The sequence below is a fragment of the Pseudohongiella nitratireducens genome (genome assembly GCF_001642735.1).
Lineage (GTDB): Bacteria > Pseudomonadota > Gammaproteobacteria > Pseudomonadales > Pseudohongiellaceae > Pseudohongiella > Pseudohongiella nitratireducens.
In genome coordinates, this window is sequence record NZ_LWHM01000016.1 from 108,214 (window position 1) to 123,978 (window position 15,765).

The window sequence follows — 15,765 nt, forward strand, 5'->3', positions numbered from 1 at the left end:
CTCCTTGCATCTGGCGATTCGGTAATGAAGCCATACTAACATGCAGTAACACCCAATAAACGGCCTGGCGGATCAGACAGGTATCAGTTGGATTCACAACAGGGGGTATTAACCAAAGCACTTCCGGCGGGCTGTTACCTCCCAGCCAGTCTGGTAACGACATATTCTGCCAGCAACTCAATTTCACCATCTGTCAATTGCGACTCCAGAGCCGGCATTTCTACCCCGCCACGCCTGATCATTGCAGTCACGGATTCAACTTCTGTTTGCGAACCAAGCCCTGGCGCAGTGCCTCCTGAAACACCATTACCGTCATCGCCATGACAGCTCACACAATACCGGGCAAACAGCTGTCGCCCCTGCTCTTCCTCTTCACTAGATAGCTCTGGTTCCGTGGCAGCTTGACGTTGCTGGCTCCTTATCTCAATGACTGCAGGTTCACGATCCGCAGACCAGTGGCGGGGTGCAGATGGCAATGCCAGTGCAACCAGTTCGGCAGGATGCTCTGCCGTTGCCACAGCGATAACAATATACTGGTGCCCCTGGTACCAGTACGTCATGGGGGCACCACTGGCTTTACTTGGTAACTCAATCTCCGCTACCACTTCACCACTTTGTTTATCATAGGCGCGAAACATCGGACCGCCCGGATCACCACTAAGGTGCCCTGCTTCGGCTAAAAACAACAGCTCTGAGGTCAGCAAGGGCGATGGCCGGATCATAGGATATCCCATGCTGTCGAAGTCGAGATCCAGACCTTGCAAAGACGGGTGTGACTGCACTGACGCGGGAGCAGGGCCAATATTGGTTGACCAGACATGTTGTCCCCGATTCATGTCAGTAGCAGTGACCAGACTCCACGGTGGCCGCATGATGGGCAACCCCTGCGGCCCCTGTATGAAAATGGAGCGCCCGCGCAGATAGCGCCAGTCAGTCTGGGCTGCATCCGCTTCCCCCAGGCTGGCGATCATCGGAGCCTTGCGCAACGGGACATACATATGGCCAGTTTCAGGATCAAATGCTCCGCCGTTCCAGTTACTGCCGCCCTGGTACCCCGGGTTTACCCAGGTCCCCTGTGTGCCACCCTCACGTACTGGTGTTGGTGGCGTATAAAGTGGCCCTGTCACGTACTGTCCAGCAATCGCTAATGCCTCCTGGCGTAAAGCAGGCGTGAAATCAATCAAATCATCCTCGTGAAAGCCCAGGCTCAGATAAGGCTCCGGACGACTGGGAAAAGGTTGCGTCAACGATGACAGTTCACCTGGCACCTCGCTCTGAGGAACAGGGCGCTCTTCAATGGGCCAGACAGGCTCTCCGGTCTCGCGGTCAAAGACAAAACTCAAGCCCTGCTTGGTGAGCTGAGTTACAGTTTTGATGGGTCTGCCATTGACCGTCACATCACCCAGTATCGGTGCCGAAGGCGGGTCGTAATCCCAGAGCCCATGGTGAGTCAACTGGTAATACCAGACCAGTTCACCGGTTCGCCCATCCAGGCATACCAGCGACTGGGCAAAGAGGTTATTGCCAGGCCGGTGGCCGCCATAAAAGTCATTCGAGGCAGCCTCTACCGGCAAATAAATATAGCCGGTTTCAGGATCCACACTCATCATCGACCAGACACCAGCATTGCCTGTATAAGACCAGGCATCACCATGCCAACTCTCATGTCCGGTCTCCCCTGGCTGGGGAATCGTATTGAACCGCCAGCGCAGCTGTCCAGTACGCACATCATAGGCACGAATGTGCCCCGGCGTAGCTGTTGTGTTCGCGGCCGTAATACGGCCAACGACTTGAACGACCACCATATCGCCAACGACAGCGGCAGGTGATGAGGAACCGACCGAATCGGCATCACTGCCATCCGGGTATAACCCTTCACGCAGATCGATCACACCACCGTCTCCGAAATCAGCGTCAGCCAGCCCGGTCCGGGCGTCAATTGAGAGCAACCTGCCATCGAGGGTATTATGAAAAATCCGGGTTTGTCTCTGATTCTGGCTCTGCCAGACTGCCAATGAGCGGCTGCCTAAAGACAAGCCGCGTGGCGGTGCATCGTGGGGCGGAGGAGTATATCGCCAAAGTTCCTGTCCTGACCCGGGGTCAAGAGCAACTACCTGGTGCTCACCGGTCGGGACATAAAGTACACCATCAACCATCAATGGTGTTGACTTCATATTGCTATCAGGCCGGTTGCCAAGAGGCAAAGCCTGCCAACGCCAGGCAACCTGCAGCTCTGTCACATTGGTAGCAGTGATTTGATTGAGGGGTGAATAACGTGTGAACCCGGCATCTCCGCCCCAGGTATGCCATTCGCCGTCGGGGGCGCCATATTGCGCAAAACCATTGCTGGCTGACACGACACAACTCAATACCAGTAATAGTGTATGCAGCGGGCGTGTTGTCATTATTATTTGCATAGTCGCCAACCTGCTGTTCAAACATACTGCCAGTTATTCAATGTCCGTGAGGACTGTTATGCTCCCTAGTTCAAAGCACGCTCTTCCACCAGTTCCTGTAATCGACCAACAGAGGCCTCCAGGGCATTTCGTGCTTCCTCATCATGAGAGACCTTGGAAATGACAAAATAAGCTGTCCTGGCGACCTGTCGCCAACGAGGATTTGCAGGTAACTTGTCAAGGCTGAGGTACCGATTCATGGAACGTGTTCGCAAGCGACCATTATCTACACTGACGCTCCAGATGCGGCTTTTCTCTGCCAGGTCGATAATGGATTCTCCGGTCACTTTTTGCCAGTAGAAGTGACAATCCTGCATCACTTTTACCAGGGCCTCCCGATACATTTCTTCCATGTACTCGTCATCATCACCCTGAATGGTAGCTGAAAGCTTTCCGATCAAAGCATCAATATGTTTTAACTCGCCAATCAGTTCGCGATGATTTTGCAGATCTTCCGGTTTGATATGCGCCAGGTACTCACCGAGTTTATGTGTACGCTCTACATTGCGATTAATCTCACTGACAATCTGGGGCAGGCTGAGTGCTGCTGGCGGTAAAGGGACAGATTCTTCGTTTGAAGTCGCAGCACTATTACCACCATCTACAGTTTCAAGTGAGTCAGTGCGTCGGGTCGCCTCATCCTCAAACACCAACAGGAAGAATTCCTGGTCAGGCATGCTGATCGTAAGCAGGCAGTACCTTCCACGTTTCTCACCAAGTTCATAATCCTGATAGGCAGGATCGTCGGGAGAAGAAAGGACTTCATCCCGGAAGGGGAAGCGAATATTTCCGGCCAGGTCAGGCAACCGTTCCATCAGATGGTGAGAAAGCCTGTTAACTGACTGCTGCATAAATTCTTTGGCATCAATATCAAGTAAAACTTCAGTGGCGTGATTGCAAAAAATCAGCAACCCGGTTTCATCGATCGCCATAATAGGGTCACCTGTTACATCAAGCAACGCTGCGAGCCTTTGTTCCCTCTCTCGTAATTTATGCTCGCTTTCCTGATAACGTTTAAGCTGCCAGTTCAGCCTCAGGTAATCGCGCTTTACCTGTTGCAACTGCATCAATTCAAACTGTTTATTGACACGAATTTTCAGCTCTTCTTTACTGAATGGTTTGGTAATATAGTCATTCGCCCCCATGCTGAACCCTTTCACCAGGTCTTCCACCCGGTTTTTTGCGGTCAACATGATGATGGGCAATTCATCGGCATCGTATCGTTTACGTACCACCTGGCAGACCTGATACCCGGTCATTACAGGCATCATCAAGTCCAATATCATCAGATCTGGCTTTCTCGTCGACAGCACCTCAAGCGCATCAGCTCCGCTTAGTGCTGTCACCAGTTCATATTGCGGCGACAAATGTGACTCAACAATCCGCAGATTCAGATACTCATCGTCAACAACCAGTATCACGCCTTTGTTACTATTGGCACTGCCCTCATCGAGATCAGAGTCCGTGGCTTCCCGTGGTGTTTTTCGTCTGTCAACTTTGTGCAGGTCGCTTGCCTGTAAAGCTTCAGCCAGGCCTGCCTGCTGCTCTTCGGGGACGATAAACGACGGCTCGCCTTCTGTCTCCGCCACAATGTCTTTCGCTTCATCACGGTTTGCCCGATGTTTCAGGGGCAAATCGAAATAGAACAGTGCTCCTTCTCCGGGTCTGCTACGCAGAACAATTTCGGAATCATGCAATTCAAGCAGCCGCTGGGAAATTGATAATCCGAGCCCGGTGCCTCCAGCCTCCCTCGCACCATCAGAATCAACCTGGTAAAAGCGCTTGAAGATGTTACTTTGCTCTTCATCTGAGATGCCGATACCGGTATCGCGTACCGAAACACGAACATCAACATCCAGTCTTTCCACTGAAATGGTGATTGAACCATGCGGGGTAAACTTGACAGCATTAGCAACCAGGTTAAACAGCACCTGCTGCAGGCGGTCTTCATCGCCGGCAACCAGTAACCGTTCATTCGGATAGCGTTCAATCAGCTTGATGGGTTTTTCACCAATTAATGGACGCGTCATCCTGACGACAACAGAACAGACATTCTGGAGATCAACATCATGTTGCTTTAACTCTAACTGTCCATTCTTCATTGCTGAAAAATCAATAACATCATTGACCAGGCTGGACAGACGTTGTGCTGAAACCTTCATTAGCGTCAGGGTTTCTCGCTGGGTGACATTCAAGCCACTATCCTTTTCAGCCAGCATAATCTCTGCCAGACCAATAATACCTGTCAATGGTGTTCGCAACTCATGCGAGACATTCGCAATGAACTCTTCTTTGACGTTATCTGCTTCCTGCAAGGCATTGATCTTGGTCTGGTTGGCCAGCAACACAGCCTCCTGGGCGGAACGGTAGCTTTCCATCAGGTTCTTGAGGCGATCACTTAACCCCAGCGCCAGCACACTGATGGCAATCAGGCTTGCCAGCTGCAGCCCATTGTATGCCAGCAATGGCGGCAGAATGACTCCGGACCGGTGCGCGATCTCCAGTAAAACACCCGCCAGCAGTACCACCAGGGCGTACATAAAATAATTGGCGGCCCGAGTTTGTTGTCGTCTTGCCTGCAAACCCGACAACGCTGCGATACCAACACCAATGAAGGCAAACAACAAAGAGACACGATTGACAATCAAAGCAGGCATAAACAGACAAAGCACTGCGGCTGCCCCGGTCAGCCAGGTATAAAGACGGGCTATCTGATCCAGCCTGCGGTCCAAATGGTTTAGCGTCAGAAATTTCCTGAAAAAATCAGTAGCAGCACAGGCTGCCATCAGAGCAAATAAACTGGCGGCCTTATTACCCCAGCCCGGACTTTCAGGCCACAGGTATTGAAACGCGATTCCCTTTGATGACAGTGTGTACATGGCACCACTGATCATCAACATGGCAAAACTAAGATACGAGGGTTCACGGCTGCTAAACCAGACCGCCAGGCAGTAGATGCAAATCATCGCCAGCAAGCCGAAATACAGCCCGGAAGTGAAGAGTGACTGTTGCGCGGTGCCACTGAAATAATCACGGTTTCCCAAAGCCAGTGGGAACTGCAGTGACCCGTCAGAGGTTATCCGAAAATAAAGCTGCTGCGACTCTCCCGGATATACAGGAAAAGTAAAATTGATACTCCGGTGAGTGAGATCCCGGGCACGAAATGGCAGCGCACTGCCGGCCGTTTTTTGCTGCCACTGCTGATCAGCCGTGCGATAGTAAAAATCCACCTGGGAAAGCTGTGAAAACAGGCTGTAGGCAACCCATTGCTGTTGTTCGCGAAACTGATTCTCCAGTTCGACACGAACCCATATCGCACCCTGGCGATACCCCATGTTAGGTTGGCCTGGGGCAACCCAGCTCTGACCAAATGTTTGCAGCCTTTGCCTGGCCTCGGCAAAGGACAGATCCCCTTCCGGGTCATCCAGTATAACCATTTCGACACCTGGCACGGCGCCGCCAGGGAAACTGTTCAATTCCAGCGCCGATGCAACTACAGGTATGTGCAGCAACATCAGCAAAATGGCCACCCTTAGCCCCAATTTCATTGTGCAAATCCTTAGCTGACTGAAATTCATTGATGCCGTTTGTATGCATTCATAACTGAACACTTTCAAGGAATCTTCTCGTAACAAAGGCTCTGATTATCGTGTCTGATACCCTGCCATCTATACTCGAACCAGTGAATCATATAGAGTTTAAGACAACAATAAAACAAACGGTAAGTCAGATGCTAATGTTCAAAACTAACGGATACTCATCGAAACCCGCGCGTTACCTCTTATGCACACTCAGTGTCGCGACGGTTACCGCACTTGCAGCATGTGCTCCCTCTTCAGAAGACAGTTCGGACAGCGTCACCAGTTATACGCAAAACCAGGCCGATCAGGGATCGGCCCTGTATAATGCGCAATGCGCCTCCTGTCACGGTGACGACCTGCAAGGCGGTGGTGCAGGCCCCGCATTGCTGGGCACTGCCTTTGCTGACCGTTGGCAGTCACAGGATGTTCACGCACTTTATCAGCTTATCAGCACCAGTATGCCGCCTGCCGGCGGCGAAGCGCTATCAACGTCAGATTATCTGAATGTGACAGCATTCCTGTTACAGTCGAATAATATAGAGCCTGGCGATAACCCGCTAAGCGAAGAGACCCGCACCCTTGTTGCAGATATGCCAGCCAGTGCTCCTGCTGAGTCATCCAGTTTCCCGGCAATGGCGGAAGAACCTGAAACAGGCGTGACCGTCGCCGGTGAAGTCACAGATTTTGTACCGCTGACACAAAGCGAAATGAATAATCCGTCTGCGGAAAACTGGCTGATGTGGCGCGGTAACCCGCAAGCCTGGAGTTACAGCCCCCTGAACCAGATCAATCGCGACAATGTTGCAGATCTGCAACTGGAATGGGTATGGAACATGCACCTGGGCGACTCTGAGCCCGCACCGCTGGTCTACAACGGCATTATGTACCTTATCAATCCCGGCAATATTGTTCAGGCACTGGATGCCCGTGATGGTGAACTAATCTGGGAGTACACCGCCGGTCCGGACACCGGTGAGGACATGCGCAATGTGGCACTGTTTGAGGACCTGCTGATCCAGGCCACAACCGACGCACGGTTGCTCGCACTTGATGCGGCAACCGGCGAGCTACGCTGGGAAGTGGCAATTGCCGACAGCAGCAAAGGGTTTGAAAATTCGAGCGGCCCACTGATCGCTGGCGACAAGATTGTCATCGGCCTGGCTGGTTGCGCCAGCTACATTCCTGAGGATTGCTATATCAGTGCCTATGAAGCCCGGAGCGGTGAACTGGCCTGGCGCTTTAATACAATTGCCAAGGCCGGCGAACCTGGTGGTGACACCTGGGGGGAACTGGACAACCTGTATCGTGCTGGCGGTGAAACCTGGATAACCGGCAGTTATGATCCGGAACTGGATCTGACTTACTGGGGCGTAGCGCAAGCCAAACCCTGGGCACCACCGAGCCGCCACATGTCAATCCATGATGCCGGGCTCTATACCAACTCTACATTGGCTCTGGACGCGCAAACTGGCGAACTGGTCTGGCACTTTCAACACGTTCCCGGCGAAGCCCTGGATCTGGATGAAGTATTCGAACGCGTTCTGGTTGATAACAACGGTCGCAAACTGGTGCTGTCGGTAGGCAAACATGGCATTTTGTGGAAGAACGACCGGGAAACAGGCGAATTCCTGGGGTATGCAGAAACCGTGTTTCAAAACGTCTTTACTGATATTGATCCGGAAACCGGCGCAGTCACTTACCGGGATGACATTATCAACGCACAGCTCGATGAGTGGGTACCTGCCTGTCCGAGCAGTGCCGGCGGTAAAAACTGGCACTCAATGAGCTATCACCAGCCCAGCAACCAGTTGATCATGCCGCTGAGCCAAACCTGTCTAGACAACCGGGCCCGAGAAGTCGCACTTGAACCCGGCTCGGGCGGACTGGCATCAAACCGACGCTTTTACGAAATGCCCGATACCGAGGGACACCTGGGGAAACTGGCAGCATTTAATGTGGCAACCATGGAAGAGTCCTGGGCCTATACCCAGCGGGCATCATTTATCACTGGTGTACTGTCCACAGCTGGCAACCTTGCATTTGCCGGAGACCTGGACAGACGATTCCGGGCGTTTGATGTCGAAAACGGGGAAATTCTTTGGGAAACGCGACTTGGAACCGCTGTCCAGGGACATCCTCTGAGCTTCAGCATTGATGGCCAACAATATATCGCTGTGACGACTGCCAATGGCGGCACCAGCCCCAGAATGGTGCCACGTATCGTTGCTCAAGACCTTAATCCGCCACGTGATGGCAATGCCGTTTACGTATTTTCCGTGAACTGATACGTCCGCAACAGTGTCTGCTCCGCTTGCATGAGCCTGTCAATCAAGCGGAGCAGAGTGGCGCTCTGATTCTGCCTCCTGCAATGATCTTCTATCCCTGTCTTGTGAGCCAAGGCCTAGAGAGGATAGAGCAACACCAGTGAAATCAGCGCAATCCCTCCCACCAGCAGGTTCATCGGCACACCCACCCGTAGGAAATCACTGAAACGATAAGCACCAGGGCCATAAACCATCAGGTTGGTCTGATACCCCAGCGGAGTCGCAAAACTGGCCGAGGCAGCAATCATGATTGCCAGCATAAAGGGCTCCGGATCCAACCCAGCCTGCTGAGTCACGGCTAAAGCCAATGGCACCATAATCACAGCGGCAGCGTTATTGGTGATGGTTTCTGTTAACAGCGAAACCGCAGCGTACATAAAGATCAGCAACAGAACCGGGTTGCCCTGGCTGATGAAAACCAGCCCGGCACCAAATTGCTGCGCCACCCCGGTCTTCTCCAGCGCCACACCTAAAGAGAAAGACGCGGCAATGGTCAGTAGCACCGGTAAATCAAGACTCTTCTCTGCCTCATCAACAGTCAGACAGCCTGTTGCCAGCATGGCACCAACCGCTATTAGTGCGGCGTTAAGCATACTGGTCAAGCCCAACCCAGCTGCAGCAACAGCCAGGATCAGAATTAACCACGCCAGGCCCGCTTTATTGTGGCGTGGCGTTTGCCGATCCAGATCACTGACCAGCAGAAAGTCTTTATTGTATTTTTGTCGGGTGACAAACGCAGGTCGGGCTTCGAGCAACATCGTGTCACCCGGTTTAATGATGATATTGCCAAGGTTCCCGGGTATTCGCTCGCCATTCCTGGCAACAGCCAGGACAACAGCACCGTAACGGTCCCGGAACCGGCTGCTGCGCACGGTTTCGCTGACAGCGGCACAAGATTGAGAAACCACAACTTCCACCAGTCGTCGTGCATCACGATGCTCCATCAAAGGCGCACTATCGCCGACTGATGCTGTAATGCCGTTGATACGCAATAAATCAGCGATAGCATCAGTCTCACCCGCAAAGACAAGGCGGTCACCCGCCAGCAATACTTCTTCTGAAGGTGCAGCTGTCACCACGGTTTCATCACGACCGATTTCCACCAGATACAATCTTTCCAGGTCTCGCAAACCAGCCTGCTCTACCGTGAGCCCAACCAGCGGCCCATGAGGGTCAACGGCGACCTCCACTGTAAACTCGCGCATATTCTCGAATGCTTTGTGTGGATTACGATCCGGCAGCCAGCGCGGCAGTAAAAATGTCATATACAACACAGAAACAATCACCACCGGAATACCCACCAGAGTGATCGAAAAAATATTGAAGTCAGCATTACCGGTTAAGGCTTCGTACTGTCCGGCCACGACCAGATTGGTACTGGTGCCAATCAACGTGAGCGTGCCACCAACGATAGCGCTATAACTCAACGGTATTAGCAAACGGGACGGGGATATGCCTGTTTTACGAGACCAGGCAGCAATCGCCGGAATCATGGTTGCCACCACAGGGGTGTTGTTCAGAAAAGCACTTAGCGGAATAACCGGCAGGAACAACCGCAACAAAGCCGATTTTACACTCGTCGGTTTACCCAGAAAGCGGTTCACCAGCAGGTCGATACCACCGGTGGCATGCAAACCGGCCGCCACAGCAAACATGGCCGCCACGGTAATCAGACCGGGATTGGCAAAGCCTGCCAGCGCCTCATCAGGGGCCAGTATGCCGGTGGCACTCAAGACTGCCATGACACTTAACAGCACCACATGCGGCGCCAGCCTGGTCAGCATCAATGTACATAACGCGCCGAGGGTCAGCGCTAATGAAAGCCAGGCCTGCCAATCCACAAAAATCACCTTGGTTGTTTGTCAATGCAGGGAGTATACCCAAGGCTCAATATTCCTTAAAAGAATATTTATTGATAATTATATTCCATTAAAGAATTAAGGGAATTGCCCACTATTGTAATCACGTAGTGCCTGCTCGATCTCTTCACGCGTATTCATGACGAAAGGACCATACTGCACAATTGGCTCATTCAGAGGCTTGCCGGCCAGTAGAATGATCCGACTTCCCTGGCTGCCGCGAAATCGCAGTGTATCACCTTCTCGATCCAGCAAGACAAGCTCGCCGGGAGCCAGCAGCTTTTCGCTTCCCTCCAGAGATAACTCGCCTTCGTACACATATAACAGCGCTGTCTTGCCGGCTGACTCAAGAACCAGTTCATGCCAGCTGTCATCCGACATCATAATATCGGCAAAATCCGGCTCAGTATCCGGGCGCTGGACAACCCCTGATACCGGGTTGCCATCAACCGTGACTGCACCAGAAATAAGTTTGACGGACAGACCGGTGTACTCAGCCAGAGAGAACTTTTCGGCAGCAATGTCCTGATAGTCTGCTTTTTGCATTTTGGATTTGGCCGGCAAATTAAGCCAAATCTGAAAGCCTCGCATGCGTCCTTCTGTCTGTTTAGGCATTTCCGAGTGGACAATACCGCCACCTGCCGTCATCCACTGCACATCGCCAGGCCCCAGATCACCGATGTTACCCATGTGGTCACGGTGCTCCATATGACCTTCCAGCATATATGTCATCGTTTCAAACCCACGATGCGGATGCGAAGGAAAACCGCCGATATAATCCTGGGCTTCATAGGAACCGAATTCATCCATCATCAGAAAAGGATCAAACATGTCAGGTTTATGCATGCCACCGCCAAAGACCCGCATTAATTGCACACCATCCCCATCTGAAGCAGGTTGTGCCCGAATCACTGTCTGAACACTTTTTAAAACAGTCATTGCGACCTCCCAATCGGCACATTGGCCGTTATCATCTGAATATAGGCCCATATTACAATCAATATATTGATACAATGACGCAATCTTTCCCTGCAAACAATCTAGAATTTTGATATGTACAGATCACCCAGAATTACATTGGACCAATGGGCAGCTTTCCAGGCCGTCGTAGAAGAAGGAAGTTTTGCTGGTGCTGCAGAACGCCTTAATAAAAGCCAGTCCAGCATCAGCTACGCCGTTGCCAAACTGAATGAACAGCTGCCCGCCCCCGTGCTGCAACTGCAAGGGCGTAAAGCTGTCCTGACCGACGAGGGTCATGTCATGTACCGCCGCGCCACGCTTCTGCTCAACCAGGCAGGAGAAACGGAGGACGTGGCTAATATGATTGCCAGTGGGCTGGAATCTGAAGTGACTCTCGCTGTCGACGGACTGATGGAACCCACAACGCTGGTGCCAGTACTGGAGCAATTTTCTCAGGATTTTCCCTCCACACGCTTGCGCATATTAGAGACCCAGCTCTCTGGCACTGTGGAAATGTTACTGGAAAAAAAGGCTGATCTGGTGATTGGTGGCCAGGTGCCTGTGGGTTACCTTGGCACCCCGGTCGATAGCTGCCGCATGATACCGGTCGCCCATCCTGAACACCCTTTATTCAACCGCGAAAATGGGGACGCTATCAATGACTATGAACTGAGAAGCTGGCGACAAATTGTGTTGCGCGATACCGGTATTCGACGAAACCAGGATGCTGGCTGGCTCGGCTCGGAACAGCGCTGGACAGTCAGTCATTTTTCAACGGCCGTGAAAGTGCTCAAGGCGGGGCTGGGGTTTGCTTTTTTACCACAAAGCTGGATAGAAGAAGAGCTGAATCATGGCTTATTAAAAATGCTGCCTCTGGCCTGGGGCGCAGAGCGCCACCTGACACTTTACCTGATGGTGGCTGCCACAGATGCGGCAGGCCCGGCAACCCGGGCACTGGCCGATATTATTGTGGCAAACTGCCCGAGTCAGTCGCTGACTGACTGACGGCGACGGTCCATCACCCTGTCCAACACTGCCCAATTATCAGGCAGCAAGTTCTGCCCGGCACTGACCTCCTTATCAAACTGCAGATAATGACGCGCCGCATTGGAATAAGGTTGCCAGGCTGGCTGCCCTGGCGATACTGGCTTACCGGTTCGGGCAAAACTCACCCAGTAGTCAGACATGATATCCGCCAGACGATAGTCAAATGCCGAGGTATCACCACGCAAGGTATGCGCATTATTGAATGTATAAGCTATCTCTGACGCATGATATGCACCAAGCCCGGACTCAGTGGCTCCTGGCGGGTGATGGGTGAAGAAGTACAGGTACGCGGGTTGATTGACATGCCGGGTCAGGTTGGCCCAGGTCACCATATTCCAGCCAAACGTCGTATCCCTGAAGCTGTCGAGTACGGAACGTCTGATGTTATCGGCAGGATACACATCCATCACCAACTCAGCCAGTTCACCATAAACAGCACGCATCCGCGCCTGGTATTCCGCTTCATTAGCTGGCAGGTTTGCTGCTGCACCCAGCGTTGTGCCTTCATCGCTGTTAAAGCCAAGCATAACGGGAACCGGGTGTTGCTGCCCCCGCGAAAAAAGTGAATACAGCTGATCGGGGATCACCCAGCCGTCAACGATACCATCGGTACGAAAACCTGCCGACTGACTGGCATTTAATAATTGCTCTGCCGGCATGGCGCGTAATTCTGCCAGGTCTGCAGCGCCGATCACACTTGCCAGTTCTTGCCCAGCAGAGATCGCAGAGGGACCGGCGCTGGTTTGCCGGTCGAGCTCCACCCGGGTATCAAGCCTGGCACCGCTTTGGGCAATCACTTTGTGAAACAGCCCTTGCGCAAGCGGTGAGGCTGTCAGAAAGTTCACCGACCAGGCGCCTGCAGACTCACCAAAGATAGTGACATTATCAGGATCACCACCAAAGGCAGCAATGTTGTCCTGTACCCACTGTAAAGCAGCAATCTGGTCAAGAATGCCATAATTGCCAGCAGAGAAATTCGGCGACTCAGCGACCAGTTCCGGATGTGCAAAGTAGCCAAACACACCCAGCCGGTAATTCAAAGTCACTACAACAGCACCTTTTGCCGCCAGTTCCGTACCGTCATAGGTAGATATGGCACCTGAGCCCCGCGTCAGTGCACCGCCATGAATCCAGACCATGACCGGTTTGCGTTCATCAGCCGATGCCTTGGACCAGACATTAAGGTACAGACAGTCTTCACTGCTCAGCCGGGCTGGCCGATAGAAAAAAGATCCCTCAGGATATGACTGCTGCATGCAGTTGGGACCAAAACTGTCCGCCTCACGCTCCCCTGACCAGGAAGCCGGAGCCTGGGGTGGCTGCCAGCGCCGCTGACCGACCGGTGGCGCAGCATAGGGTATCCCCTTGTAGACCGCCACACGTTGGTCCCGGTCAGAGCGCTCTCCGATCAAGCGACCCTGAGGCGGACTCACACGTGGCCGCTCGTCACCAGGCGGCTGTGCCATGGCAATCCCCGTCACGCTCATTGACAGAGCAACTAATAATAAAGAGCAGGTTCGAGCTATCATTTTCATTATCACATTCCCCGTATTGCGTATGTGATTGATCATCACTATCCAGTAGAATGCCTGCACTCACAGCCTATTTTAGCGCGAGGCAGGCCAGGAACCATGGAAACGAAGTATACACATCTGTTGTCCCTCTTGTTCGGGTTTGGTGTTGTAATACCGGTATCAGCAGATCAAACGTTCTCCCCAGCATCAGGTGACAGTCCGGCACTTCAAACCTGTCTTCAACAAGCTGTGCTGGAGCCTGAGAATTTGCAACTCACCATTGCAGAGCTGCACCAGCAATGCCACGCCCAGTTGCAAACCCAAGACACACTGATTACCACTGAAGTCAATTCAAGTGTAACGACCGGTGATGACCAGACCAGCTCCGAAGACAATTTCCCAGCCGACACTGCGCTCACCCAACGTACTGACAGTGAGTGGTTTTTCACTCCCTATAAAGATAATTATCTGACGTTTGGTCAGATGCGTATGGATGATGGTTCAGTACCTTTTAGCGGAGAACAACTGGATACCAAGTTTTCATTGGGCCTTTCTTTTAGTCTGTTTTCTCAGAATGAGTTGCTGGATTTTCTGGACCCACTGCGTTTCGGCTATTCGCAATTATCCTGGTGGAATATTGCAGACGACTCTTCACCTTTTACTGAGCATAATTACAACCCGGAAGTCTATTGGGATTTCACTCAGCCGGGGCGCCCTTTGGTTGGTGACTTTCCCTACGTCGACAGAGTCGGCCTGGAGCATCAGTCTAATGGACTGGGCGGGCTGGATTCGCGCAGCTGGGATCGCATTTATGCGCAGAAGACCTACCACCTGCTCCCGCAACTGCGACTCGGGTTCAAGTTATGGCAGGTCATCGGTACCGACTGGCAGAATGATGACATTGAGGACTACCTGGGTTCAGGCCAGGTCTCCCTGGAGTATGAACCTAACGACAGGACGCTGATCAGATTTAAGGTACATCGCGGTCATGACGTCAGCACCTACAGCTACCAGGCAGATATCCGTTATCGCCGCCCCTGGCTCAACTCCGCATTTTTTCTGAGCTATTACAACGGGTATGGTGAAGCCCTGATTAATTACAATCAAAAAGCAAGCAGCGTCAGACTCGGACTGTATTTCCCACTGGAAACTTTTTAATTTGCAGTGGGCTCATCAAGCTGCTGGCGAATTTGCTGTAAATTGTTCCGGGCGGGCTGGTAGTCGGGGTTACGTTGCAATAACAACTCCAGTATTTCAGCTGCAACAGCCAACCTGCCTTTGCGGTACAATAAATTACTGTACCCCATAGCCAGTAATTCACTTTCCGGCCAACGCTCCAACCCCGCTTTCCAGGCAGGTTCGCTGGTATCTTCGTTGATCTGTTCAAAGCTGGCCAGCGCCGTAAAATACTGTTGAGCAGTACTGTTCACTGGCAACGTTCCCGGTTCCAGCAAAACCACTGACCAGTGATCAGCCCTGGCCCAGGTGCGTTCGAAAACTGTCATTGGGGTTCTCAGCGTTTCTACCGTGCCAGAGCGCAGTAAAATCTCTTCATTTGCCAGGTCATACCCGACAGCGACTGCATAATGCCATTGCGGCAAGCTCTTCAGGCCCAGGTTCTGCATCACCAGTACCGGCCTTCCCTGCTCCAGCTCCTGCATCAGATCCGTGAGTTGTCCACCTAAAGGCAATGCGATGCGGCCATACCGCCGACTGGTCGCCAGCATTTCCACTTGCAGACTACCCTGTCTCTCCGGCAAGTAAACCTGTGAAACCAGTTCATCTGGTTCTACCAAGACACCCGACTCGGTCAGCACTGTCGCTAACGCAGCCGGACCGCATTGATACTGTGATTGCGGATAGAAAACCGTGGAGGAAAGGTAAATTCGTGGTTGAACAACCGGCGTACCATCATCGCCCTGAAGCAAGGCATCGGTTTGCGGAGTTGCCACGCAGGCCTGCAGGAGGGCAAAAAGCAGAAGCAGGAGCGCCCGCTGCCGGGCGCTCCAGTTGAACCGCATGAA

At 52.5% G+C, this 15,765-nt stretch carries 9 protein-coding genes; 3 read left to right on the plus strand and 6 right to left on the minus strand.

Annotated elements, in window-relative coordinates; all coding sequences use genetic code 11:
* Window positions 1-134: 134 nt before the first annotated feature.
* Together PSCS_RS05840 and PSCS_RS05845 are read right to left on the minus strand one after the other, a co-directional pair.
* Window positions 135-2,417: an outer membrane protein assembly factor BamB family protein gene (locus PSCS_RS05840; protein WP_082866499.1), complete on the minus strand. Its 2,283-nt coding sequence runs from the start codon at window positions 2,415-2,417 to the stop codon at window positions 135-137.
* A 65-nt stretch (window positions 2,418-2,482) separates the two neighbouring features.
* Entirely contained in the window at window positions 2,483-6,004 is a 3,522-nt protein-coding gene (locus PSCS_RS05845; protein ID WP_068810854.1) for a 7TM diverse intracellular signaling domain-containing protein, read from the minus strand.
* 182 nt (window positions 6,005-6,186) lie between these two features.
* On the opposite strand from PSCS_RS05845, the gene PSCS_RS05850 reads away from it, so the two are divergent.
* Window positions 6,187-8,322, plus strand: coding sequence for an outer membrane protein assembly factor BamB family protein (locus PSCS_RS05850; protein ID WP_082866497.1), 2,136 nt, complete (start codon window positions 6,187-6,189; stop codon window positions 8,320-8,322).
* A gap of 116 nt (window positions 8,323-8,438) precedes the next feature.
* Here PSCS_RS05850 and PSCS_RS05855 read toward each other — a convergent pair whose 3' ends face one another.
* Window positions 8,439-10,202, minus strand: coding sequence for an SLC13 family permease (locus tag PSCS_RS05855; protein WP_068810994.1), 1,764 nt, complete (start codon window positions 10,200-10,202; stop codon window positions 8,439-8,441).
* 96 nt (window positions 10,203-10,298) lie between these two features.
* The gene (locus tag PSCS_RS05860) at window positions 10,299-11,159 is read right to left on the minus strand and encodes a pirin family protein (RefSeq protein WP_068810996.1); all 861 of its coding nucleotides are present in this window, start codon (window positions 11,157-11,159) and stop codon (window positions 10,299-10,301) included.
* A gap of 114 nt (window positions 11,160-11,273) precedes the next feature.
* Between PSCS_RS05860 and PSCS_RS05865 the strand changes: the two genes are divergently transcribed.
* Window positions 11,274-12,185 (plus strand): LysR family transcriptional regulator, encoded by a 912-nt coding sequence (locus tag PSCS_RS05865; RefSeq protein WP_068810856.1) that lies wholly within the window; start codon window positions 11,274-11,276, stop codon window positions 12,183-12,185.
* Here the strand turns inward: PSCS_RS05865 and PSCS_RS05870 are convergent.
* Window positions 12,167-13,762 carry a carboxylesterase/lipase family protein gene (locus PSCS_RS05870; protein ID WP_157885635.1) on the minus strand — a complete coding sequence of 532 codons (1,596 nt, stop codon included), beginning with the start codon at window positions 13,760-13,762 and terminating at the stop codon, window positions 12,167-12,169. The two genes, PSCS_RS05865 and PSCS_RS05870, sit on opposite strands and share 19 nt — an antisense overlap.
* A 96-nt stretch (window positions 13,763-13,858) precedes the next feature.
* Between PSCS_RS05870 and PSCS_RS05875 the strand changes: the two genes are divergently transcribed.
* Window positions 13,859-14,899, plus strand: a complete 1,041-nt coding sequence (locus PSCS_RS05875) for a phospholipase A (protein ID WP_068810858.1) — start codon at window positions 13,859-13,861, stop codon at window positions 14,897-14,899.
* Here the strand turns inward: PSCS_RS05875 and PSCS_RS05880 are convergent.
* Window positions 14,896-15,762 (minus strand): PA2778 family cysteine peptidase, encoded by an 867-nt coding sequence (locus PSCS_RS05880; RefSeq protein ID WP_068810859.1) that lies wholly within the window; start codon window positions 15,760-15,762, stop codon window positions 14,896-14,898. The two genes, PSCS_RS05875 and PSCS_RS05880, sit on opposite strands and share 4 nt — an antisense overlap.
* Window positions 15,763-15,765: the final 3 nt, after the last annotated feature.

Coding starts and splice junctions, on each gene's coding strand:
- PSCS_RS05840 (WP_082866499.1), bottom strand. CDS start 2,417: ATGCAAATAATAATGACAACACGCCCGCTGCATACACTATTACTGGTA.
- PSCS_RS05845 (WP_068810854.1), bottom strand. CDS start 6,004: ATGAAATTGGGGCTAAGGGTGGCCATTTTGCTGATGTTGCTGCACATA.
- PSCS_RS05850 (WP_082866497.1), top strand. CDS start 6,187: ATGCTAATGTTCAAAACTAACGGATACTCATCGAAACCCGCGCGTTAC.
- PSCS_RS05860 (WP_068810996.1), bottom strand. CDS start 11,159: ATGACTGTTTTAAAAAGTGTTCAGACAGTGATTCGGGCACAACCTGCT.
- PSCS_RS05865 (WP_068810856.1), top strand. CDS start 11,274: ATGTACAGATCACCCAGAATTACATTGGACCAATGGGCAGCTTTCCAG.
- PSCS_RS05870 (WP_157885635.1), bottom strand. CDS start 13,762: ATGAAAATGATAGCTCGAACCTGCTCTTTATTATTAGTTGCTCTGTCA.
- PSCS_RS05875 (WP_068810858.1), top strand. CDS start 13,859: ATGGAAACGAAGTATACACATCTGTTGTCCCTCTTGTTCGGGTTTGGT.
- PSCS_RS05880 (WP_068810859.1), bottom strand. CDS start 15,762: ATGCGGTTCAACTGGAGCGCCCGGCAGCGGGCGCTCCTGCTTCTGCTT.